Source organism: Agromyces sp. NPDC058104 (assembly GCF_042884835.1).
Classification (GTDB): domain Bacteria; phylum Actinomycetota; class Actinomycetes; order Actinomycetales; family Microbacteriaceae; genus Agromyces.
Map to the genome: position 1 here is coordinate 1,023,969 of NZ_JBHVTD010000001.1, position 21,916 is coordinate 1,045,884.

The 21,916-nt window shown below is 73.8% G+C and carries 18 protein-coding genes; 10 read left to right on the forward strand and 8 right to left on the reverse strand.

All coding sequences use genetic code 11. The annotated features are described in order from the left end of the window. Positions 1–13: 13 nt before the first annotated feature. The 4 genes from ACFVTH_RS04865 to ACFVTH_RS04880 all read left to right on the forward strand — a co-directional run bounded on the left by ACFVTH_RS04865 (position 14) and on the right by ACFVTH_RS04880 (position 4,730). On the forward strand, positions 14–1,117 hold the full coding sequence (locus ACFVTH_RS04865) for an alpha/beta hydrolase (protein ID WP_387087270.1): 1,104 nt from the start codon (positions 14–16) through the stop codon (positions 1,115–1,117). A gap of 80 nt (positions 1,118–1,197) precedes the next feature. Beyond that, positions 1,198–2,568, forward strand: a complete 1,371-nt coding sequence (locus ACFVTH_RS04870) for a sensor histidine kinase (protein WP_387087272.1) — start codon at positions 1,198–1,200, stop codon at positions 2,566–2,568. Further along, entirely contained in the window at positions 2,565–3,239 is a 675-nt protein-coding gene (locus tag ACFVTH_RS04875; protein ID WP_386942464.1) for a response regulator, read from the forward strand. Before ACFVTH_RS04870 ends, ACFVTH_RS04875 begins: the two co-directional genes overlap by 4 nt. 90 nt (positions 3,240–3,329) lie before the next feature. Then, positions 3,330–4,730 (forward strand): acyltransferase, encoded by a 1,401-nt coding sequence (locus ACFVTH_RS04880; RefSeq protein ID WP_387087274.1) that lies wholly within the window; start codon positions 3,330–3,332, stop codon positions 4,728–4,730. 150 nt (positions 4,731–4,880) lie between these two features. Here ACFVTH_RS04880 and ACFVTH_RS04885 read toward each other — a convergent pair whose 3' ends face one another. Beyond that, complete coding sequence (locus tag ACFVTH_RS04885; RefSeq protein WP_387087276.1) at positions 4,881–5,366, reverse strand: hypothetical protein; 486 nt, start codon at positions 5,364–5,366, stop codon at positions 4,881–4,883. A gap of 181 nt (positions 5,367–5,547) precedes the next feature. On the opposite strand from ACFVTH_RS04885, the gene ACFVTH_RS04890 reads away from it, so the two are divergent. Next, positions 5,548–6,537, forward strand: a complete 990-nt coding sequence (locus ACFVTH_RS04890) for a YihY/virulence factor BrkB family protein (protein ID WP_387087278.1) — start codon at positions 5,548–5,550, stop codon at positions 6,535–6,537. A 26-nt stretch (positions 6,538–6,563) separates the two neighbouring features. On the opposite strand, the gene ACFVTH_RS04895 is transcribed toward ACFVTH_RS04890, so the two are convergent. Continuing rightward, on the reverse strand, positions 6,564–7,631 hold the full coding sequence (locus ACFVTH_RS04895) for a YeiH family protein (RefSeq protein ID WP_387087280.1): 1,068 nt from the start codon (positions 7,629–7,631) through the stop codon (positions 6,564–6,566). 70 nt (positions 7,632–7,701) lie between these two features. Here ACFVTH_RS04895 and ACFVTH_RS04900 point away from each other — a divergent pair, with 70 nt between their 5' ends. Beyond that, positions 7,702–8,616 (forward strand): LysR family transcriptional regulator, encoded by a 915-nt coding sequence (locus tag ACFVTH_RS04900; RefSeq protein ID WP_387087282.1) that lies wholly within the window; start codon positions 7,702–7,704, stop codon positions 8,614–8,616. Here ACFVTH_RS04900 and ACFVTH_RS04905 read toward each other — a convergent pair whose 3' ends face one another. Both ACFVTH_RS04905 and ACFVTH_RS04910 read right to left on the reverse strand, forming a co-directional pair. Continuing rightward, positions 8,617–9,414 carry an ABC transporter permease gene (locus ACFVTH_RS04905; RefSeq protein WP_387087284.1) on the reverse strand — a complete coding sequence of 266 codons (798 nt, stop codon included), beginning with the start codon at positions 9,412–9,414 and terminating at the stop codon, positions 8,617–8,619. Next, positions 9,411–10,127, reverse strand: coding sequence for an ABC transporter ATP-binding protein (locus ACFVTH_RS04910; RefSeq protein ID WP_387087286.1), 717 nt, complete (start codon positions 10,125–10,127; stop codon positions 9,411–9,413). Before ACFVTH_RS04910 ends, ACFVTH_RS04905 begins: the two co-directional genes overlap by 4 nt. Positions 10,128–10,204: 77 nt before the next feature. Between ACFVTH_RS04910 and ACFVTH_RS04915 the strand changes: the two genes are divergently transcribed. Then, complete coding sequence (locus tag ACFVTH_RS04915) at positions 10,205–10,888, forward strand: helix-turn-helix domain-containing protein (RefSeq protein ID WP_387087288.1); 684 nt, start codon at positions 10,205–10,207, stop codon at positions 10,886–10,888. Here the strand turns inward: ACFVTH_RS04915 and ACFVTH_RS04920 are convergent. After that, entirely contained in the window at positions 10,861–12,120 is a 1,260-nt protein-coding gene (locus ACFVTH_RS04920) for a hypothetical protein (RefSeq protein WP_387087290.1), read from the reverse strand. The two genes, ACFVTH_RS04915 and ACFVTH_RS04920, sit on opposite strands and share 28 nt — an antisense overlap. A gap of 129 nt (positions 12,121–12,249) precedes the next feature. Between ACFVTH_RS04920 and ACFVTH_RS04925 the strand changes: the two genes are divergently transcribed. Beyond that, the gene (locus ACFVTH_RS04925) at positions 12,250–12,843 is read left to right on the forward strand and encodes an antibiotic biosynthesis monooxygenase (RefSeq protein ID WP_387087292.1); all 594 of its coding nucleotides are present in this window, start codon (positions 12,250–12,252) and stop codon (positions 12,841–12,843) included. Positions 12,844–12,862: 19 nt separating this feature from the next. Here the strand turns inward: ACFVTH_RS04925 and ACFVTH_RS04930 are convergent, their stop codons facing one another. Then, positions 12,863–13,291, reverse strand: a complete 429-nt coding sequence (locus tag ACFVTH_RS04930; protein WP_387087294.1) for a cupin domain-containing protein — start codon at positions 13,289–13,291, stop codon at positions 12,863–12,865. A 111-nt stretch (positions 13,292–13,402) separates the two neighbouring features. Next, positions 13,403–17,239, reverse strand: coding sequence for a putative Ig domain-containing protein (locus tag ACFVTH_RS04935; protein WP_387087296.1), 3,837 nt, complete (start codon positions 17,237–17,239; stop codon positions 13,403–13,405). A 75-nt stretch (positions 17,240–17,314) separates the two neighbouring features. Here ACFVTH_RS04935 and ACFVTH_RS04940 point away from each other — a divergent pair, with 75 nt between their 5' ends. Continuing rightward, positions 17,315–19,285: a LuxR C-terminal-related transcriptional regulator gene (locus tag ACFVTH_RS04940; protein WP_387087298.1), complete on the forward strand. Its 1,971-nt coding sequence runs from the start codon at positions 17,315–17,317 to the stop codon at positions 19,283–19,285. Positions 19,286–19,315: 30 nt separating this feature from the next. Here the strand turns inward: ACFVTH_RS04940 and ACFVTH_RS04945 are convergent, their stop codons facing one another. After that, positions 19,316–20,092 (reverse strand): IclR family transcriptional regulator, encoded by a 777-nt coding sequence (locus ACFVTH_RS04945; protein ID WP_387087300.1) that lies wholly within the window; start codon positions 20,090–20,092, stop codon positions 19,316–19,318. An 85-nt stretch (positions 20,093–20,177) separates the two neighbouring features. Here ACFVTH_RS04945 and hutH point away from each other — a divergent pair, with 85 nt between their 5' ends. Then, positions 20,178–21,740 (forward strand): histidine ammonia-lyase, encoded by a 1,563-nt coding sequence (gene hutH, locus ACFVTH_RS04950; RefSeq protein WP_387087302.1) that lies wholly within the window; start codon positions 20,178–20,180, stop codon positions 21,738–21,740. The last annotated feature ends 176 nt before the right edge of the window (positions 21,741–21,916 follow it).

Genomic DNA, 21,916 nt, shown 5'->3' on the forward strand with positions numbered 1-21,916 from the left:
CCCGGAGCCCGGTGTGAACTCGACCCGACGCACAGGCGGCTCCGGCACCCGCCGCAGGCGGGTCGCTGCGGCCGCGACGGCCGTAGCTGCCGCCATCGCGGGCGTCGTCGCGCTCTCGGGCTTCCACCAGCAGTTGCGCGAGATCGACCCACCCGGCTCCGACTCGGCGAGCGAGGTCGCCGGCACCGACCGCGTCGGCATCCGCACCTTCACGCCGCCCGAGGGCATCGTCGTCGACGCCGACCTCGAGTACGGCGTCCGCGAGGACGGCACGCTGCTCACGCTCGACGTCTGCCATCCGGTGGCCCCGGCGGCCCCGGTCGCGGCCGATGCGACCGCAGGCGGCGTCGCGGCCGCCCCCGCCGTCGCGGCCGCCCCCGCCGAAGCCGGCGCCTCAGCCGACGCCGTGCCGAGCCTGCCCGCCGTCGTGTCGATCCACGGCGGCAGCTGGCAGCGCGGCGACAAGGCGAACACCGATTGGCGCAACGTCTGCCGATGGCTCGCGAGCGAGGGCTTCGTCGCCGTGTCGGTGAACTACCGCCTCGTGCCCGACGCGGTCTTCCCCTCGGCGATCGACGACGTCGCGCTCGCCGTCGAGTGGCTCCGCCAGCCCGAGCAGTTCGAGCGATTCGGCATCGACCCGGCGCGCATCGGCGCCTTCGGCGGTTCGGCGGGCGGCAGCCTCGCCGCGCTCCTCGGCACCTCGGGCGAGGGCGCCCTCGACGCCGGATCACGGGTCGCCGCCGTCGTCGAGCTCTCGGGCCCGGTCGGGCTCGGCGCCGACGAGCTCGCCGTCGACGGGGCATCCGTCTGGCTGCGCAGCATCATCGCCGCGTACCTCGGCTGCGAGCCCGGCGTCGACGACGAGGGCTGCCCGCAGGCGGTGGACGCCTCGCCCGCGACGCACGCCGACGAGAGCGACCCGCCCGTCTTCATCGGCCACGCCGAAGACGAGATCGTGCCGCTCGGCCAGTCCCAGCGCCTCGCCGACCAGCTCACGAGCGCCGGCGTCCCCGTCGAGTTCGCGATCGTTCCGGGCGGCGAGCACTCGATCGGCATCCTCGACGAAGCGCTGCGCGTGCGCGTCGCCGCGTTCCTCCACGAACACCTCGGCTGACCCCTACCGGCGTACGATCCGGCGGATCGCTCTGCGGAGGGATGTGGGCGACGGCGCGTCGTGACAGGCTGACTCGCATCATGGACCAGACCCAGCCCGAGCCGACGGCCGATCGTCAGCCGCCGCCGGCCGCGCCCGCGCCGCCCGCGCCGCCCGCGCCTCCGGCGCCCGCCGCGCCGGCCGCGGCCGGCGAGCACGCCCGGCCCGGCGCGCGGCAGTGGCCGAGGCTCCGTCGCGCCCGCGCGAAGTCGGCGCCCCGCGATCCCCAGCGCCTGTTCATCGCCTGGATGTGGGTGGCGACCTCCCTCCTCGCGCTCGTGCTGTTCGTCGTCTCGGTGCCGCTCGCGGCGACGATCTACGAGGTGAACGTGCTCGCCGCGTTCGTGACGGGCCTGGCGCTCACGATCCCGCTGCCGCTCGCGATGCGGTTCCCGAAGACGGCCGTCGCCATCGCCACGGCCGGCATCCTCGCGTTCGCGCTGCTCTCCTCGGGCTCGGAGGGCGCCCCGTGGCCGTGGCCCGTGACGACGATCATCGGCCAGACCGCGCTGCTGCTCGTCCTCGGCCTCCTGGGCATGAGTTGGCGGGGCATGTTCGTCGCCTGGCTCGCGGCGGTCCTCGTGACCCTCCCGTTCGCGTTCGCCGACGCCGGCGCGACCGCGAACGAGATCGCCGCCGCCTCGCTCACCGCGATCGCGCTCCCGGTCGCACTGCTCGTCGCGCAGTGGCGGGTGATCGCCGGCGAGCTGTTCCGCGAGCGCGCGGTCTCGGCCGCCGAACAGGAACGCCGGGTGCTCGTCGAGGAGCGCAACCGCATCGCCCGCGAACTGCACGACGTCGTCGCGCACGGGCTCTCGATCATCCACGTCCAGGCGACGAGCGCCCCGTACCGGGTGCAGGGGCTCAGCGACGGCGCGCGCACCGAGTTCGCCGAGATCGCCGACTCGGCCCGCACCGCGATGACCGAGATGCGGCAGCTGCTGAGCGTCCTCCGCAGTGCGGAGGCCGAGGCCGAGACCGCGCCGCAGCCGGGGCTCGACGAGCTGCCCGCCCTCGTCGGCTCCGTCGAGCGGGCCGGCGTTCCGGTGACCCTCGAGGTCGACGCCGCCGTCCCCGCCGGCGGGCTCGCGGCCACCGCCGCCTACCGCATCGTCCAGGAGGCGCTGAGCAACGTCGTGCGGCACGCGCCGGGCGCGGCGACGCACGTCTCGGTCGAGCTACTGGGCGACGACCTCGTCGTCGCCGTCGAGAACGAGCCGCCGCCACCGGCCGACGGCGACACGTCGCAAGCGGCCGAGCCCGCCGAGCGGACGGGCGGCGGCCACGGCCTCGTGGGCATCGACGAACGCGCGGCCCTGCTGGGCGGGCGCGCCGAGCACGGCCCCCGCCCCCGGGGCGGATACCGTGTACTGGCGACCCTCCCGCTCGGGTCGGACGGAGGCGAATGGTGACGATCTCGGTGCTCATCGCCGACGACCAGGCGATGGTCCGCGCCGGATTCGCGGCCGTGCTCGGTGCGCAGCCCGGCATCGAGGTCGTGGGCCAGGCGGCCGACGGGCTCGAGGCGGTGTCGCTCGCGCACGAGCTGCGCCCCGACGTCGTGCTGATGGACGTGCGCATGCCGCAGCAGAACGGCATCGAGGCGACGCGCGCCCTGCAGACGCCGCCCCGCAGCTCCGACTACGTGCCGCGGGTGCTCATGCTCACGACCTTCGACATCGACGAGTACGTCTACGACGCGCTCCGGGCGGGCGCGAGCGGTTTCCTGCTGAAGGATGCCACGCCCGACGAGCTCGTCCACGCCGTGCGCGTCGTGGCGGGCGGCGACGCCCTGCTGGCGCCCAGCGTGACCCGCCGGCTCATCGAGGACTTCGCGCGCTCGGGCCCGCCGCCGAAGCCCACGGGCAACCGCCTCGCGGAGCTCACCGAGCGCGAGCTCGAGGTGCTGACCCTCGTCGGCCGGGGCATGTCGAACTCCGAGATCGCGGCGGCGCTCTTCATCGCCGAGCAGACGGTGAAGACCCATGTCTCGAAGATCCTGCAGAAGCTCGGCCTGCGCGACCGCGTGCACGCCGTGGTGCTCGCGTACGACACGGGTCTCGTCACTCCCTCCTCCGGCTGACGGGCCGATCGCGGGCAGTACCGGGGTACCGCCCGTGAACCCCTCGCCGGGGTGATGCCTTCCCCGCAGCCGCGTTCCTAGCCTCTCGGCATGACCGACACACTCGAACGCCCGCGACTCGCGGCCCGCCCCGAGGCATCCGTTCGCACCCGCACCGGCGTGCGCCGCGACGAGAGCATCGACGCGATCCGCGTGGTGCTGCTCACGGCCGTGTTCGTGCTGCACGCGATAATGGTCGGCGTGAGCGTCGGCCCCGACGGGCCGGTGCTCGAGAACGCCCTCGAAGAACAGGCGTGGTTCGGCCCGGTGAGCTGGGTCGTGCAGATCATGCCGCTCTTCTTCATCGTCGGCGGGTTCTCGAGCATCACGCACTGGCGGTCGATGCGCGCCCGCGGCGCGACCGCGGCGGAGTACGTGCGGGCCCGCATCGAACGGCTCGTCCGCCCCGCGATCGCCCTCGTCGCGGTCGTCGCGACGGTGCTCGTCGGGCTGACGGTCGCGGGTGTGCCCGCCGAGATCGTCGGCATCGCGGGGTTCCGCATCGGGCAGCCGCTCTGGTTCCTCGCCGTCTACCTCGGCCTCTCCGCACTCGTGCCGTTCCTCGTGCGCCTGCACGAGCGCGCGCCGGTGCTCACGCCCATGGCGCTCCTCGGTGCCGTCGTCGCCGTCGATGCGCTGCGAATCACGACCGGGATCGAGCCGATCGGCTACCTCAACCTCCTGTTCGTCTGGCTGCTCGTGCACCAGCTCGGCTTCCACCTCGCCGACGGCGCGCTCGACGGCCTCGCCCGCCGCACGCTCCTCGGCCTCGCCGGGGCATCGCTGCTGCTGCTCGCGGTGCTCACCACCACCGGCCCGTACCCGGTCGACATGCTCGTGAACCTCAACCCGCCGACGCTGTGCCTCGTCGTGCTCGGCGTCGCGCAGCTCGCGCTGTTCGCGCTCGCCCGCCCGCGCATCCGCGCCTGGGTCGCCGAGCGGGATGCCTCGCGCGCGATCTCGTACGCCGGCGAGCGGGCGATGACGGTCTACCTCTGGCACATGCCGGTGCTCGTGGGCCTCGCGGGCGCGGCGCTCGCCGCGAACGCCCTCGTCGGCCTGCCGCTGCCCGAGCCGCTCACCGCCGGATGGTGGGCGACGCGCCCGGTCTGGCTGGTCGTCGCCGCGGTGGCGGTCGCGGCGGTCGTGCTCGTCTTCGCGCGGTTCGAGCGGGCCGGGGCAGGGCGCGTTCGCAGTGCCGATCGCGCCCCCGCAGCCGATGCCGATGCAACTGCCGGCGCCGGCTCGCGCACGCCCCGCGCCGGCGCCGCGACGACCGCCGTCGACGCGGTCGGCGCCGTGGCCGGGGTCGTGGCGCTGCTCGTCGCGGGATTCTCGCCCTGGCCTGCGGCCATCGCGCTGGCCCTGCTGGTGCTCGCGCTCACCGGTCCGCGACTGCGCGCGTGGCTCGGCCGGCGGGTGCGCGCGGCGGTCGTCCTCCGGCTTCGCTAGCGCCGCAGCCCTGTGCAGGGTTCAGGATGTCGCCGGCGACGCGCCGCTCGCGACAGGGTTCGATCCGGCGTGGCGGACGGGGCATCCTGCATTCTGCACGCGCCGCGCCGCGCCGCCGCCGACGTCGTCCGTACGGCGAGCGCGTTCGCGTCAGCGACCGGTGCCGTCGGCCCGCCGGCGCAGCTCGCGGATCTTCAACCGCACGGCCGAGTGCAGGTAGAAGAGCCCGAGCACGACGTTGACGATCTGGCGGATCGCGAAGCCGAGCACGTCGTCCATCGGCAGGTACGCGGCGACCGGGATGAAGTTGATCGTCGCGAAGGCGACCCCGAACGCGAAGTACGCGGTGATCGCGAAGCTCGCCGTCGGCCGGTAGGTCGCCTGCCACCACGGTCGCGAGGGGTCGAGCTCCTCCTCCTCGGAGCGCAGGCACCGCGCGAGCATGATCCACCAGGCGGCCTCGAGCGCGACCTGCGTGATCGTGCCGCCGAGCCCGGCCCCCGACAGCCCCGCGATGACGGCGAGCACCAGGCCGCCCGTGACGAGCACGAAGGCGACCTTCAGCGCGGCCCGGCGCACCCGCAGCGGGTTCAGTTGATAGGCCGGCGCCCGGTCGGGGCGGGGGGCGTCGTACATGGCTGCGGCTCCGGTCTGTCGTTCGGGTTCGAGTCGAGTGGGCGTCGGTCGCGTGCGGCGGTGGCCGTCGGCATATCTTCGCCCACGGGCGGCGCCGTGTCGAACGCGCTCGCGGCGCAACCCCCTCCCCACCCGGGCGTCGCACGCCCTAGGCTCGGCACAGCCCCGATCGGAGACCCGCATGCCCGACCACGACTCACCCGTGCGCCTGTCGCGCGAGGACTGGCGGGTCGTCCTCACCCGCACGGTGCACGAGTACCGCATCAACCAGGTGCAGGACATCGCGGCCGCCCTCACCTTCTACGCGGTGCTGGCGACCCTGCCGGGCCTGCTCGCGGTGCTCGCCGCGATCGGCATCTTCGGCAGCGCCGAGACCGCGGTCGGGGTGTTCCTCGACGTCCTCGACGAACTCGGCGGCGACGAGATCGCCGCCGCCCTGCGCACTCCGCTCGAGCAGCTGCTGGATGCCTCGCACGCCGGCCTCGCCTTCGCGACGGGTCTCGTCGGCCTGCTGTGGGCGACCTCGGGCTACGTCGGCTCGCTCGGCCGGGGCCTGAACCGCATCTACGAGGTCGAGGAGGGCCGCCCGTTCTGGGCGATGCGCCCAGCGACGCTCGCCGTCTCCGCGATCGTCGTGGTGCTCGCCACGCTGGCGGCGATCGGGCTGGTCATCACGGGGCCGGTGGCCGAGGCGCTCGCCCGCGTGCTCGGACTCGACGAGGGCGTGGCCTTCTGGTGGGACCTCGGCAAGGTGCCCGTGCTCGCGGCGATCGGCGTGGCCCTCATCGCGCTGCTCTACTGGGCGGCGCCGAACGTGAAGCGGCGCCACCTGCGCTGGTTCAGCGTCGGCGCGGTCGGTGCGCTGCTCGCCTGGGTCGTCGTCACCGCGCTCTTCGGCCTCTACGTCTTCGGCGTGGGCGCGTACGAGCGCACCTACGGCGCCCTCGGCGGCGCGATCGCGTTCCTGCTCTGGGTCTGGCTGTCGAACCTCGCGCTGCTGTTCGGCGGCGTGCTCGACACCGAGGTCGAACGCGCACGCCAGTTGCGCGCGGGCATCATCGCCGAGGAGCGGGTGCAGCTGCCGCTCCGCGACGACCGCGTCATCGCGAAGAACCGCGAGCAGCGCCAGCGCGACGAGCAGGCCTCGCGCCACATGCGACTCGAGGACTGAACGGGGCCCGCCGGGCGCGCCCGGGCTCAGGCGACGAGCGCGACCCCGGCGAGCGCGATGCCGCCGACGACGACCGTCGACGCGCCCGCGAGCGCGAACGGGCGCACGCCGACGCGGCGGAACATGCTGAACCGCACGCCGGTTCCGAGCGCGAACATCGCGGCGGCGAGCAGAATCGTCTGCGCGACGCCCGCGCCCGCGACGACGGCGGGCGGCACCACGCCGAGCGAGCGGATGACGACCATCACGACGAAGCCGACGACGAAGAGGGGCACGAGCGGGGGCTGCTTCGCCGTTCGGCGGCGCCCCGGGGCATCCGCGCCGTGCCCGCCCTCGGCCGTCGCGAGCGCACGGCGCCGCTGGAGGCCGATGACGGCCATCACCGGCGCGAGCATGAGCACGCGCGCGAGCTTGACGACGACCGCGACGCCGAGGGCCGTGCCTCCGAGCGCCCCGCCCACCGCGACGACCTGGGCGACCTCGTGGATCGCCCCGCCCGCCCACATTCCGGCCTGGCGGTCGTCAAGGCCGATGAGCCCCGCGACGAAGGGGACGAGCGGGATCATGAGCGTGCCGAAGACGACGACGAGCGCGACCGCGGTGACGACCTCCTCCTCCTCGGCGTCGACCACGCCGTCGACGGCGGCGACCGCGGCCGCGCCGCAGATCGAGAATCCGCAGGCGATGAGCAGGCGCTGGGTCGCGCCGATGCCGAGCCAGCGGCCGATGAGGAGGGTCGCGCCGATGCCGCCCACGACGATCGCGATGACGACGGCGATCATGCCGGGTCCGAGCGCGAGGATGTCGCCGAGCACCAGCTGCAGGCCGAGCAGCACGATGCCCAGGCGCAGGAGCGGCTTCGCAGCGAAGGCGAGGCCGGGCTCGAACCGCGGCGAGAGGGGAACGAGGTTGCGCAGCAGCACTCCCAGCACGATGGCCGTGAGCAGGGCGCTCAGCATCGGGAGGACGAGCGTCGCGGCGAGGGCGAGGCCGGCAGCGACAGCGCAGAGCGCGAGGCCGGGTGCGAGCAGGCGGAGCCGGGTGCCCAGTCGCTCGGCGAGCGAGCGCTGAGGCGGTGGTGCGGGGTGGAGCATTCCTCCACCCTCCCAGCGGCATCGGTCGTGCAGTAGCCGTCATTCCGGCATCGAGGCATATCATGCAGATATGCCTTCTCGCTGGCCTGAGCTCCCCGTGCTCGAGCTGCTCGCCGCCGTCGGCACGCACGGCAGCCTCGGCGCCGCCGCCCGTGCCGTCGGCATGGCGCAGCCGAACGCCAGCCGCTCGCTCGCGAACCTCGAACGCAACCTCGGGCTCACGCTCGTCGAGCGGCACCCGCGCGGGTCGCGGCTCACCGCCGACGGGCTCGTCGTCGCCGAGCTCGCCGGGCGCCTCGTCGACGGGGCCGCCGAGCTCCTCGCGACCGCCACCGCCCTGCGCGATCGGCACGAGGCACGGCTCGACCTCGCGGCGAGCCTCACCGTCGCCGAGTACCTGCTGCCCGCCTGGATCGCCGGGCTCCGGCACGCGCATCCCGAGCTCGACGTCAGGGTGCGCGTCGAGAACTCGACCCAGGTGTTCGAGCTGCTGGCGGCCCGCGAGATCGAGCTCGGCTTCGTCGAGTCGCCTTCGGTGCCCCGCGGGACGCGGAGCCGCATCGTGGCCCGCGACCGGCTCGTGGTGGTCGTCGCCCCCGCCCACCCGTGGACGAGACGCACGCATGTCACCCCCGACGAGCTCGCGTCGACGCCGCTCGTCACCCGCGAGGCGGGCTCGGGCACGCGCTCGACGCTCGCGGAGGCGCTCGGCCCGCTCGCGAGCCCGGCGGGGCGGCAGCTCGCCACGCCGGCGATGGTGCTGTCGAGCAACGCCGCCGTGCTCATCTCCGCCGCCTCGGGCGCCGGGCCGGCGGTGCTCAGCGAGCTCGCCGCACGGCCGTGGATCGCCCGCGGCGAGCTCGTCGAGGTGCCGGTCGACGGCCTCGACCTCGGCCGCCGTCTCCGGGCCGTGTGGCGCGGCGGCGAGCCGCTGTCGGCCCCCGCGGCGGCCCTGCTCGGGCAGCTGGGCGGCGAGACGCGCTAGCTAGCGCACGTCGCGCCGCAACGGCACGGCGACCGCGACCACGACGGCGACCGCCGCGTACCCGAGCAGCACGAGGGCGCCCATCGCGGGCGAGGTCGCCACGGGCATCGAGATCGGGAGCTGCTCGCCGATCGCCTCGCTGAGGAACGTGAAGTCGGTCAGCGCCGCCGTCGCACCGCCGGGGAGGAACGGGTGGATGGCGTTGACCCCGGGGATCAGCAGCAGCACGTGCTCGAGGAAGTAGAAGTAGCCGAGCACGATGCCGACGGCGAGCAGCTGGTTGCGGGCGAGCGCGCCGATCGCGACGCCGAGCACCGAGTACACCGCGGCGGCGAGCGCGAGCTGGGCGAGCATCACGGCGAGCGGGCCGGCGGGCACGCCGAGCGAGACCCCGCGCAGCGCGGCCGCCCCGAGCAGGGCCGCGGCGGAACCGAGGGCGGCGACCGCGCCGTAGGCGAGCCCGAGCCCGCCGAACGCGAGCAGCTTCGCGACGAGCACCCGGCCCCGCCGCGGTGCGGTCAGGAACGTCGTGCCGATCGTGCGGTGGCGGTACTCGCCGGTGACGGCGACCGTGCCGATCAGCGCGGGCACGAACAGCAGCAGGCCGCCCATGCCCACGACGAGCCCGACGCCCTCGGCCGTCTCGATGCCCGGCAGCGGCGTGGTCGACTCGCCGGGCCCGACGAGCGCGAGCAGCGCGGTGAACCCGAAGCCGCAGCCGAGTGCGGTGAGCAGGGCGGCGAGCGGCAGCCGGGTGGCGAGCAGCTTGGCGAGTTCGCCTCGGACGAGCGCGGTCACGGGTGCACCTCCATGGTGTGGGCGAGGAACGCCGCCTCGAGGCTCGAGGCGGACGCGGTGAAGTCGTCGAGAGGACCCGACCAGGCGACCCTGCCACGGTCGATGAGCACGAGGTCGTCGATGCCGTGCTGGAGCTCGGTCAGCACGTGGCTCGAAATGAGCACCGTGCCGCCGCGCGCCGCGAAGGCGCGGAGGAACTCGCGCAGCCAGACGATGCCGGCCGGGTCGAGACCGTTCGACGGCTCGTCGAGCACGAGCACCGACGGGTCGCCGAGCAGCGCCGTCGCGAGGGCGAGGCGGCGCCGCATGCCCGTCGAGTACCCGCGGGCGCGCCGGTCGAGGTACTCGCCGATGCCCGTCGTCGCCGCGACCTCGTCGACCCGGGCGAGCGGGTGGCCGCCGAGCTCGGCGTACGCCCTGAGGTGGCCGCGGCCGGTCATCGAGGGATGCGCACCGGCCGCATCGAGCACTGCGCCGACCGTGCCGCTCGGGTCGGCGAGCTCGCGGTACGCCGTGCCGCCGATGCGCGCCGAGCCCGCATCGGGACGGGTCAGCCCGAGCAGCATGGCGAGCGTCGTCGACTTGCCCGCGCCGTTCGGGCCGAGGAAGCCGGTGACGCGGCCCGGCTCGGCGCGGAAGGTGGCCTCGCGGACGGCGCCGACGTCGCCGAAGCGCTTCGACAGCCCGGCGACCTCGATCGCGGTGGGGTTCATGGGGTTGCCCTTCGGTGGGATACTTCGTTCAAGCATTGAGAATGTTCTCATCGTGAGAATAATGGGAAGGGGCACCCGTGCGCAAGGGCTCGCCGATCGCCGACGTCGTCATGCACCCGGTCCGGCTGCGGATCATCCAGCAGCTCGGCGACGGACGCCGGGTGACGACCTCCGACCTGCGCAACGCCCTGCCCGACGTCGCCCAGGCGACGCTCTACCGCCATGTCGCCGCCCTCGTCGACGCCGGCCTCATCGCCGTCGTCGACGAGCGGCGCATCCGCGGCGCCGTCGAACGCACCTTCGCCCTCGGCGAGCGCATGGCGCACGTCGACCACGACGAGCTCCGCCAGATGGGCGACCGCGAGCTGCAGCAGTCGTTCCTGACCTTCCTGGCGCACCTCGGCGAGGACTTCGACCGCGCCTCGGCGATCCCCGGATTCCGCGAGCACCTCGGCTTCGGGCAGGTTCGCCTGCACGTCGGCCCCGACGACCTCGCCCGGATCCAGGCCGGGCTCGGCGAACTCCTCGCGCCCTACCTGACGCCGCCGGCCCGGCGTGCCGCCACCGACGGCGCACCGGGTTCCGACGCGAGGGGCGTCCGCACCGTCATGCTGTCGACCGTGCTCATGCCCGACCCCGCCGACCAGCCGTCACCGGCCGGGCGACCCGACTCGGACTCCGTCCCGGACTCGGATTCCGACTCGGAACCCGACTCGGAACCCGACACCGACGGTCAGCCCGCGCCGTTCTCCGCCTCGTAGCTCTCGGACCCGGGGGCGCCGCCGCGCATGGCGAGCACCTCGCCGTCGAGCGAGAAGGTGATCCACGCGTCGTAGTACTCGCCGTACACCGGAACGTCGATGACGACCGGCGGGGCGCCGGCCTCCGAGGAGCCCGAGCGCGAGACGTAGACCCACTGGTCGCGATCGGGGTCGAGCTCGTCGAGGCCCGAGCGCAGCTGCGCCTCGGCGATGAGCCGGGGGAACATCGCCGTGTCGACCGACGTCGCGGGGAAGAGCATGAGCTCGAGCACCCCCGGCTCGGGCTGGCTGCCGGCCGGACCGGTGCTCTCGAATGCGCCGTCGCGCACCGAGTACCCGTCGAGGGTCGCAGCGCCGGGCTCGCTCGGGGCGGTCGCCGAGAGCGTCGAGCCCCAGAACGAGAGCTGCGTGACGTAGCTCGAGCCGAGCCCGTCGACGAGCACCGCGACGGCGTCGTGCGCGTTCTCCCCCACGAACATGCCCGCGGCCGCCTCGGCCTCGGCCTCCGACTCCGCACGCCCCTCCTCGGAGGAGGCGTGGCGCACCTCGCCCAGCGTCGTCCCGCCGGTCGCGAGCGCGGCGATGGTCGGATACGCGGGGATCAGCGCGAGGGCGGCGCCAGCCAGGGCCGCCACGAGGTACAGCGGCGCGGGGATCCTCCGCAGCCCCGTCTTCGCGTCCTTCCCCGCCTCGGGTGCCGGCACGAACGGGTCGGCGCTGCGGGTCGCGCGCACCCGCTCGTCGGCCTGCGCGAGCAGCACCCAATCGTCGGGCGGGTCCATCACGATCGTGACGGGCGAGGGCGCCTGCTCGCGCATGAGCACGACGACGACGCCCTCGGGCTGGAGCCGCGGGATCTCGACGAGGTCGACGATCCGGCGCGTGCGCACCTCGAAGGGCTGGCCGAATCGCGGCACCACGACGAGGTCGAGGTCGCACACGGGCTGGTCGTTGATCATCGTGCCGGTGCGGCTGATCGCCTTCACGCGCGCGAGCGCCAGCCGCCCCTGTGCCTCCGCCCCGGCGAGCTCGTCGGCGCTCGGCGGCCCGGCGAGCGCGCCGAGCCCCGCGCCCGCGACGCCGCGCACGGCGAGCACGATGGGGGTGAGCACACTGAGCGCGATGAAGCAGGGGATGACGAGGCCGGCCCAGGCCTCGTCGGCCGACACGATCCAGGCCACGCCGCCGGCGACTACGGCACCCAGCAGGGCGAAGCAGAGCAGTCTGATCACGCGTCAACGGTAGCGGCGTCACGAACGCGAAGCATCCTCGAACTACACTCGACAGTCGGCGCGCCACACCCTGCATCGCCGACCCGCCCGCTTCCCCTGCCACGAGCACCCGGAACCCGAGGAACCGCCATGTCCGAACCCATCACCGTCTCGATCCGCCGCGAGGTCGACCCCGCGCACATCGCCGAGGCCACCGCGTGGGTGCAGACGGGCGTCAACCTCGCGAACAAGTACCCGGGCTTCCTCGGCTCGGGCTGGGTGCGCGCGGGCGAGTCCTCGCAGGTCTGGCACATGCTCTACCGCTTCGCGAGCGAAGAGGCGCTCGAGGCGTGGGAGCGCTCGGGCGAGCGCACCTGGTGGCTGTCGATGGGCGAGGGCTTCGTGCGCTCCGAGCGCAGCAAGCGGCGCACCGGCATCGAGGGCTGGTTCGACGACCCGGCCACCGGCTCGATCCCCGCGGCGGATGCCACGGGCGCACCCCTCGACGAGGCCTCCCCGCCGCCCGCCCCGCCGCGATGGAAGCAGGCCGTCACCATCTGGCTGGGCTTCTTCCCCGTGAACCTGGCGTTCTCGTACCTCGTCTCGCCGGTGCCGGGCTTCGGCGAGCTGCCGATCTGGCTGCGCGCGCTCGTGACGACGCTCATCCTCACGCCGATCATGACCTACTGGGTGCTGCCGTGGGTCACCCGCCGGCTGCACCGCTGGCTCACGCCCCGCGCCTAGCGCAGGCCGCCCCGGCGGGCTACCAGGGCATCGGCTTCTCGGGAAGCCGCGCCGAGTCGTCGGGCAGGTGCGGCAGCTCGGCGCCGCCGGCGCGGATGCAGAGCCAGCGCAGCTGCTCGGTGCCGTCGGGCGCACAGCGCCAGGTGCGCGCGACGTCCTGGCCGACGCGCACGACGGTGCCCGGGCCGACCTCGACCACCTCGTCGTCGAGGCCCATCTGGCCGCGCCCCGAGAGGAAGACGTAGAGCTCCTCGATGCGCGCGTGGGTGTGCCAGTAGCCGGCCTGCTCACCGGGCTCGAGGGCGTTCGCCGTGAGCCCGATGTACTGCATCTCGAGGTCGTGGTCGACGACCCGGCGCCCGTCGCGCGAGCTGTCTGGGCGGAATCCGCCGTAGTGCGAGCGCCACTCGTCGAGCGCGCCGATCTCCAGGACCTCGTATGCCGTCATGCCGCCACGCTACCGGCCGAGGCCGTCCACCGAGTCGCCGAAAAGCGTCTCTCCTCGTCGATTTCCCGACACCTTTCGGCGACTCGCGTGGCCGGTTCGGCCCCATGCTGCTCAGCGTCGCCGGTTCACGACCGCCGCGGTGAGCGCGGTCATGTTGTCGACGGTGTCGATCTCGTCGACGACCGGCACGGCCGTGACGTCGGTCGTGACCGAGCCGGGCCTCGTGATGACCCGTACGTCGAGCTCGAGCGTCGCAACCGAACCGATCGCGAGGTCGCCCTGGTCGGTGCAGGTGACGACCTGGCGCGCGCTCGTGCAGTTCCATCCGCCGCTCGCGAGGCCGATGAACCGGAGTCCCGGGTCGAGGGTGGTCCTGACGACGATCGGCGCCTTGCCCACCGCGTTGCCGGTGTTCTCGACGGACACAACGTACCGCGCCGTCTGCCCGGTGACGAGGCGGCCGACCGAGAGCCCGACCTCGAGGTCGGGCCGCGGCTTCGGGGCGAGCACGAGCTCGAGCTCGGTCGAGTCAGTGCCGCCGAGCGCGTCGGTGACGTGCAGCACGACCTCGGTCGTGCCCTCCACCGTCGTGGACCCCGTGATCGCGCCGGTCGACTCGTCGAGCACGAGGCCGTCGGGCAGTCCGTCGGCCGACCAGTCGAACGGGGCGAGCCCCCCGCCGGCCTCGGCGAGCGCCTCGTACGGCAGCGTCGCCGTGCCGTGCGGCAACTCGGTCGTGGTGATCGCCACGGCCTGGTGGACGGTGACTGAGAACGTCGCGTTCGCGGAGCCGAGCGCGTTCGTCGCCGTCATCGGCGTCTCGGTCGTGCCCGCCCCGGTCGGCGTGCCGGTCACCTCCCCCGTCGACGTGTCGAACGACAGCCCGTCGGGCAGCCCGCCGACCGAGATGGCGGGTGCAGGCACGCCCTCGGCACTCAGTGAGCGGGTGAAGGGCACCCCGACCTCGGCGGCGGCATCCGCGTCGTGGATCACCGGGATGCTGCCGTACAGGACCGTCGCCGAGCCCAGGCCGGTGGCGGACCCGGCGGCGACCGTGTAGGTGACCTCGCCGATCGCGTCGGACGTGACCGAGACGTTCGCGACGCCCTCGGCGTCGGTCATCGCGGTATGCCCGCCGGGCGACACGGTGACGGGGGCACCTGCGAAGGGCGCGCCGAGCTCGTCGAGCAGGGTGATCGACAGGTCGACCTGCGACCCGGCGAGCACGGTGCTCGACGCCGGCTCGACGGTCGCGCTCGTCGCGACCGGGAAGCGGATCGTCGTCGCACCGCTTACGGCCGGGGCGAAGTTCTGGTCGCCGAGGTACCGCACGGCGAGCGAGTTGACGAACTTCAGCTCGACGTCGGGCAGGGCGGCGTTGCCGGCCGAGTCGACCGTCACGGGCGGCGCGAGCGGGGCGAGCGAGGTCCCCTCGAGGAACTGCACCGTGCCGGTCGGCACGCCCCGAGAGCCGTCGGACGCCTGCACCTTCGCGGTCAGCGTCACCGGTGTCTGGGGGCTCGGGTAGGTCGATCCCGAGGTCAGCGTCACCACGGGTGCGGCCTGCACGATGTCGAGATCGAGCGTCTGGCTCGTCGCGCCGACGAACTTCTCGTCGCCGTAGTACACCGCGGTCACCTCGTGGGTGCTCCCCGTCGCCATCCCGGTCGTCGGCAGCGGGATGGCCGGGGCGTAGGCGACGTTGTCACCCCAGGTCCAGGGGCACCCGCCGCCCGTGAAGCACGGCTCGAGGTAGTTCTGCGTGACCTGCACCGGGTCGCCGAGCGGACGCCCGTCGACGAAGAACTGCACCGCACCGGTGGGACTGGTGCACCCCAGCTCACCGGTCTGCTGGTTCCAGGTGCACTGCGTACCCTGCACCTTGAGCGGGCTGATCGCGGCCCACACCTTCCGAGTGCCGCCGTAGGGCACGTCGCCGTCCGGCCAGGTCTTCACCGTCACGGTCGTCTTCTGCGCCGCGAGCACGGGAAAGGTCTCGGCGGTCGTGTTGCCCTGCGCGTCGGCCACCTCGAGGTAGACCCCCACATTGCCCGCGTATTGCGAAGTGGCCGTCACCGCGGGTCCGGTGTACAAACTGCCGGAGACGATCCACCTGTAGGTGAAGGGCGGCCTGCCGAAGGTGGCCTCGGCGGTGGCCGACAGGGCGAACGGCTCACCGGCGACCACCCGGGCGGGCACGACCGCGCTCACCTTCGGCCCGGCCGCACCGGCGGCGACGATGCGCGCGGAGGCCTTCGTGCCGTCGGGCTGCACGTAGCGCAGTGTGTCGGTCAGACAGGTCGGCGTCGCTCCGGTCGCCGGGGCGGTGGCGCACCTGCCGAGGTCGTCACTGTCGAGCGCGGAGATCGCGAACATCGGCTGCCCGTCGACCATCACCCGCTCGGCGACCATGCCCGCACCCTCCCAGTCGCGGTAGTAGAGCCGCAGGGTCTGCAGGGTCGCCCCCGCCGTCGTCGGCGAGTCGACGTTCTCGGCCAGGTTGCCGTCGTACTTCGTCACGACGAACCAGCCGTCGCCCGAGGGCCGGGTCAGCTCGTTGAGCGAGAACGGGGCCGGCGAGTCGAGGGGGTTCACCGTGTAGATCGTGTCGGCGAAGTCGCCCGAGGTCACTCCGCCGGCCTCGGTCGAGACCCAGAAGCGGGCATCGGTCGCCACGGGGGCCGCCGGGTCCGGGGCGTTCGCACATGGGAATGCGGAGTAGGGGTTCCAGTCGTTCTCGAGCTGGCAGTCGTAGTCGACGTCGATCTGCGTGGTCGAGAGGAATGTCGTGAGGAGCGCACCGACTCCGGACTCCTTCTGGGCCGCCGCGGCGAGGTCCGGTGCGGTGGCCTTCGCGTCGGCGAGCGCCTTCTTCAGCGTGATCGGGATCTGCTGGTGCTCGTAGATCGTCCACGACTCGAGCCCGATCGTGACGAGGGCGGTGATGATCGTGCCGACGACGAACGCGACGGCACCCGCCCGGATCACGCCGGCCGACGCCCGTGCGGCCGTCGTGGCCCCTTTCATGGCCTCTTTGGTCACGTCGGCGCCGACCTTGAAGAACGTGCGCGCCGAGTACGGGAAGACCTTGGTGAACAGGGTGCCCGAGGTCTGGGCGACGGGCACCGCCGCATACGATCTCGCGGCCGCGGTCGCGACGCCGGTCGCCACCATCGTCGCGGCGAGCCCGATGCCCACCGACGACTCCATCGCGAGGTTCGGGAACACCGGGTCCTCCCACAGGTTCTCCTGCGAGAGATAGCGCCCCCACTGCTCGAACTGCTCGACCGTCGGCCACGGCACGGGGCATCCGGTGGGTCCGAGCTGGCAGGCCACCGTGGTGCCGGTCGAGTCCTGGCACTGCGGCAGCAGGCTCGGGTCGTAGACGCCGCCGAACTCGCCGGTGCCCTCCTCGAGCGCTTTCGGCGGGTGGAAGTCGCAGTACCCGCCGCCGCCGGGCAGGAGCGGGACGGGATCGAGCGAGATCGTGTCGAGCGTGAGGCCCGACCACTCGAGGTACTGGTCGAGCGCGGCCTGGGCCTGAGCGACGAGCTGCTGCTGGTAGACCCCTTGGAACCACTCGTGGACGAGCGCCTCGCCCGCCGTCCGCTCGGCGGCCGGTTTCGAGATGATGCCCAGCAGGTTCAGGAACTCCTGCGAGCGCACGGCGTCGCGCGCCCACGCCCGCACGGCGTTCGCGTCGCCGTCGGGCAGCGAATGGGTGTCGAGCACGTCCTGGATCGCCTGGTTCTCGAAGTCCTCGACGGCCTGGTAGTACTTCGTCGGCAGATCGCGCAGGATGCCACTCTCGGTGTTGGCGATGATCGGCGGCACCACATCGGTCGGTTGCGGCGGCAGCGCCGACGCGATCGAGGCGGGCGCGAGGCCGACGCCGGCGAGGAGGGCGATCGCAGCGACGATCGCGAGGAGACGACGCTTGGGGCTCATGACCCAACGGAACTGCTGCCGACCCTGCCCCGCAATCGGGCGTTTGCCCTATCTTTGGGTTCGGGGGTGCTGAGGATGCCTCGACTGACCGGCGACGCCGCGGCGACGCTCTTCGTCACGACTGCGACCGCGAGCGGTCGCGTGTTCGACGCCGAGGCCGACGCCGCCGACATCGGCGCGCTGTGCGAACTGCTCGAGTGCTGGACCCCTGCCATCGAGCTCGCCGCCCACCGTACCTCAGCGCTGTCGCTGCCCGATCTCATCGGCGCCCTGCGCGACCGCCCGGTGGCCGAGGTGCTCGACGTGCCCGGGCGCGGTCCCGACCGGGCGACCGTTCGCGCCGCCGTCGCCGACGCGCTCGGCGACCTGAGCGCGACCGAGCTCGGCCTCGCCGAGCGCCTGGCCGGGTTCGTCGACTGGTGCACGCTCGCGGAACTCTCCGACGCCGTCCCCTCCGGAGTCATCGGCGATCTCCCGGCACTCGTCGATCGTGACCTCGTCGATGTCGACCGTGCGACCCCCGAGACGCTCTTCCGCCTCCGCCGCCCGCACCGCGAGCTGCTCGAGGAGCGCGGTGCCGGCGTGGGCTCGGGCTCGGGCTCGGGCTCGGGCTCGGGCTCGGGGCATATCGCCGCACTGCGGGCCTGCGCCCGCGATGCGACCGCCGCCCTTGCGATCGGCCTCGCCGACGATGCCTCGGCCGAGCATTGGCACGCGGTGCTCGCCCGCCGCGAACGCGACATCCGGGCGGCTGCCTGGCGGCTCGCCGACGCCGACGCCGACGCGACGACCGTCCCAGACCCCGCGACGGGCGCGGGCGAGCTGGCGCTCGCCCTGTCGATGCACGGCGCCGAGTACGGGGGCCTGAACGCCGACGGCGGACTGCTCGATCAGGTGGTCGAGCGCATGGACTGGGACGCGATCGGCACCACGGGTGCTCCCGCGCGGCTGGTGCTGCTCCTCGAGGCGTATCGGCTCCGACGGCGCTTCGAGTCGGTCGATCCCGGCACCGACGCCGACGCGATCGCCGACGACCTGCTGGCGCTCGTCGCCGCGGCGGCAGAGCTCGGCGATGTCGACGTCAGCCTCGAATGCCTCTCGCAGGCAGTCGGCTCGGCGAGGACGATCGGGCATTTCGACCGGGCCCGCGCGCACGCCGAGCAGGCGATCGCGCTCGCGACGCGGCACGGCCGCCCGATCGCGCTCGCGCACTTCGAACTGCTCGCCGCGATGATCGCCCATGTCGAGGGCCGCTTCGACGAGGCCGGGCGGCTCGCCGCTCGCGCGTACAGCGTGGCGCGCCGCCACGACCTGCTGCTGCCCACCGTGCAGGCGGCCCTCATGTTCCATCAGTTGCCCGCGGGCACGGCGCAGGTGCCGGCGATCCGGCCCTCCGCGCAGGACCTCGCGCTCCTCGTCGACCGGCTGCCGAGCCGTCGATCGCTGCTGGGCCCCGCATACGGCGTCGCGGCGCTCTGCCTCCTCGACCACGACGCGGCGACCGCTGCGCGGACGACGGCGGCGGGCCTGCGCGCCGCCGCGACGATCGGGCTGCCCGCGGGCCTCGGCATCGGCGTGATGACGACCGTCGTGATCGCGGCCGCCGGCGGCGAACCGCAGCTCGCCGCTCGACTGCACGGGGCGATCGCCGACCATGCCGAGCTCGTCCGGCGCGCGATCATCGGCGCCAACCGCGCACTCTACGACGCCACCATCGAACAGGTGCGTGCCGCGCTCGGCGACGACGCGTTCGCCCGCGCCTGCAACGAGGGGGCGGCGTGGAGCTGGGCCCGCATCGCGAAGGAGTCCCTGGACTTCGTCGACGCGACGGCGAACCCGCAGCCGCCCGAACAGACCCTGCTCACCCCTCGACAGCTCGAGATCCTCGTCCTGCTCGCCGCGGGGATGAGCAACAAGGAGATCTCCGAGCGGCTCGTCGTCGCGCCGAAGACGACGATGCACCACACCTCGAACATCTACCGCCGGCTCGGGGTTCGTGGCCGCGGCGAGGCCGTCGCGTGGGGCCGCCGGGCGGGGCTCGTCTGATCGAGCGAGCCGCCGTGTCGAACGGCCCGCTCAGCGCGCGGCGCCGATGCGGCGCGAGAGCTCGGCGGCCGCGGCGCGCACGGCGGCGGCGATCTCGTCGGCGTGGGCCGCGGCATCCGAGTCGGCCCGATAGGTGACCGCGATCGCGGCGGCCGGCCAGCCGACGTGGTCGAGCACCACTGCACCGACCGAGGCGAGCCCCTCGGTGACCTCGCCGTCCTCGGCGGCCCAGCCCGCCTCGCGCACCCGCTGCAGCACCTGCTTGAGGCGGCCGTACCGCCACTCCCCCGTCTCGTTCGGGGCTCCGCGCCAGGCGAAGGCGGCGCGGTCGGGGTAGAGCGCGCGCAGCTGCGCGGGCGGCAGCGCGGCGAGCATCGCCCGCCCCGTCGCCGTGAGGTGCGCGGGCAGCCGCACGCCGACGTCGGTGACGAGCGAGGGCCGGCGCGGGGCCCGCTCCTCGACGAGGTAGAGCACGTCGTGCCCGTGGAGCACGGCGAGGTGCCCGCTCTCGCCGAGCCGGTCGACGAGCCCGGCGACGAGCGGCCCGCCGAGCCGCGCGAGCGGCTGCTGGCGGCTGAATCCGCTCGAGAGCTCGAACGCGGCGATGCCGAGCCCGTAGCGGCGCTCCTCGGGGAGGTGCACGACGAACCCGCGCTCCTGCATGACGGCGAGCAGGTGGTAGACGGTCGAGCGCGGCAGCTCGAGCGCCTGCGCGATGGTCGCGGCGGGCACCGGCCCGCGCTGCGCGGCGAGGTGCGCGAGGATCGCGAGCGTCTGGTCGGCCGCCGGCACCTTCGATGTCGCCATACGGCGACCCTACCGTCCGGGATGCCAGACGGCGACGCCCGAACGCGCCTCCCGCTCGTGGCATCCGCGAGGTGGAATAGCAGACATGAGCAGCAACGCGACCTCGACCCCCACGGCCGTCACCGTCGGCATCGCCGGCCTGAGCATCGACGACGTCGTCGCCGTGGCACGCCACGGGGCATCCATCGTGCTCGACGAGGCCGCCCTCGCCGAGGTGTCGGCGAGCCGCGCGATCATCGACGGCCTCGCCGCCGACCCGAACCCGCACTACGGCATCTCCACCGGGTTCGGCGCCCTCGCGACGACCTTCATCGCCGACGACCGCCGCGCGCAGCTCCAGGCGAGCCTCGTGCGCTCGCACGCCGCCGGCTCGGGCGCCGAGGTCGAGCGCGAGGTCGTGCGCGCCCTCATGCTGCTGCGCCTCTCGACCCTCATGACCGGCCGCACGGGCGTGCGCCGTGAGACGGCCGAGACCTACGCCGCGATCCTCAACGCCGGCATCACCCCCGTCGTGCGCGAGTACGGCTCGCTCGGCTGCTCGGGCGACCTCGCCCCCCTCGCGCACTGCGCGCTCGTCGCGATGGGCGAGGGCGAGGCGCGCGACGCCTCGGGCGAGCACATGGATGCCTCGTCGGCGCTCTCGGCGGCCGGCATCGCGCCGCTCCACCTCGGCGAGAAGGAGGGCCTCGCCCTGATCAACGGCACCGACGGCATGCTCGGCATGCTCGCGCTCGCGATCGACGACCTCCGCCTGCTGCTCACGACCGCCGACGTCTCGGCCGCGATGAGCGTCGAGGGGCTCATGGGCACCGACGCGGTCTTCGCCGCCGACCTGCATGAGCTGCGCCCGCAGCGCGGGCAGGCCCGCTCGGCCGCGAACCTGCGGCGCCTGCTCGCCGAGTCGCCCATCGTGCACTCGCACAAGGGCCCCGAGGACGGCCGCGTGCAGGACGCCTACTCGCTGCGCTGCTCGCCGCAGGTGCACGGCGCCGCACGCGACACGCTCGCCCACGCGATCTCGGTCGCCGAGGCCGAGCTCGCGAGCGCGATCGACAACCCCGTGCTCACGAAGGACGGCCGCGTCGAGTCGAACGGCAACTTCCACGGCGCGCCCGTCGCGTACGTGCTCGACTTCCTCGCGATCGCTGCGGCCGACGTCGCCTCGATGAGCGAGCGGCGCACCGACCGGTTCCTCGACCGGGCCCGCAACCAGGGGCTGCCGCCGTTCCTCGCCCACGAGGTCGGCGTCGACTCGGGCCTCATGATCGCCCAGTACACGGCGGCGGGCATCGTCTCGGAGATGAAGCGCCTCGCCGTGCCCGCCTCGGTCGACTCGATCCCCTCGTCGGCCATGCAGGAGGACCACGTGTCGATGGGGTGGGCCGCCGCCCGCAAGCTCCGCCGCTCGATCGACGGGCTCGCCCGGGTGCTGGCGATCGAGGTGATGACCGCTGCGCGCGGCCTCGCGCTGCGCGCACCGCTCGAGCCCGGAGCGCCGACCGGCGCCGTCGTCGCACTCACCGAGTCGCTCGGGGCGGGCCCCGGCCCCGACCGTCACCTCTCCCCCGAGATCGAGGCGATCACCGCGGCGGTGCTGTCGGGCGAGGTCGCCGCACGCGCGGCAGCGCCCGTGGGCGCGCTCGACTGAGCCCGCGAACACCGGCCCCGGCGACGCTCGCCGAGGCCTCGAGGGGCGGTCCGCACGGCGGATCGCCCCTCCTCCGTCGTGGTCCGGGTGGCCCCTGCGGCGCCGTCCGGCTCCCCCGAAGAGGGCACGACCGCGACGCGCGGAGCGGTTGTGCCTCGCAGAGGTGGGTGCAAGAC

Bases quoted from the DNA above. Each gene is read 5' to 3' on its own strand.
- ACFVTH_RS04945 (WP_387087300.1), bottom strand. From the start codon at position 20,092: ATGGCGACATCGAAGGTGCCGGCGGCCGACCAGACGCTCGCGATCCTC.
- ACFVTH_RS04925 (WP_387087292.1), top strand. From the start codon at position 12,250: ATGTCCGAACCCATCACCGTCTCGATCCGCCGCGAGGTCGACCCCGCG.
- ACFVTH_RS04930 (WP_387087294.1), bottom strand. From the start codon at position 13,291: ATGACGGCATACGAGGTCCTGGAGATCGGCGCGCTCGACGAGTGGCGC.
- ACFVTH_RS04870 (WP_387087272.1), top strand. From the start codon at position 1,198: ATGGACCAGACCCAGCCCGAGCCGACGGCCGATCGTCAGCCGCCGCCG.
- ACFVTH_RS04910 (WP_387087286.1), bottom strand. From the start codon at position 10,127: ATGAACCCCACCGCGATCGAGGTCGCCGGGCTGTCGAAGCGCTTCGGC.
- ACFVTH_RS04885 (WP_387087276.1), bottom strand. From the start codon at position 5,366: ATGTACGACGCCCCCCGCCCCGACCGGGCGCCGGCCTATCAACTGAAC.
- ACFVTH_RS04890 (WP_387087278.1), top strand. From the start codon at position 5,548: ATGCCCGACCACGACTCACCCGTGCGCCTGTCGCGCGAGGACTGGCGG.
- ACFVTH_RS04895 (WP_387087280.1), bottom strand. From the start codon at position 7,631: ATGCTCCACCCCGCACCACCGCCTCAGCGCTCGCTCGCCGAGCGACTG.
- ACFVTH_RS04940 (WP_387087298.1), top strand. From the start codon at position 17,315: ATGCCTCGACTGACCGGCGACGCCGCGGCGACGCTCTTCGTCACGACT.
- ACFVTH_RS04880 (WP_387087274.1), top strand. From the start codon at position 3,330: ATGACCGACACACTCGAACGCCCGCGACTCGCGGCCCGCCCCGAGGCA.
- ACFVTH_RS04900 (WP_387087282.1), top strand. From the start codon at position 7,702: ATGCCTTCTCGCTGGCCTGAGCTCCCCGTGCTCGAGCTGCTCGCCGCC.
- ACFVTH_RS04935 (WP_387087296.1), bottom strand. From the start codon at position 17,239: ATGAGCCCCAAGCGTCGTCTCCTCGCGATCGTCGCTGCGATCGCCCTC.
- hutH (WP_387087302.1), top strand. From the start codon at position 20,178: ATGAGCAGCAACGCGACCTCGACCCCCACGGCCGTCACCGTCGGCATC.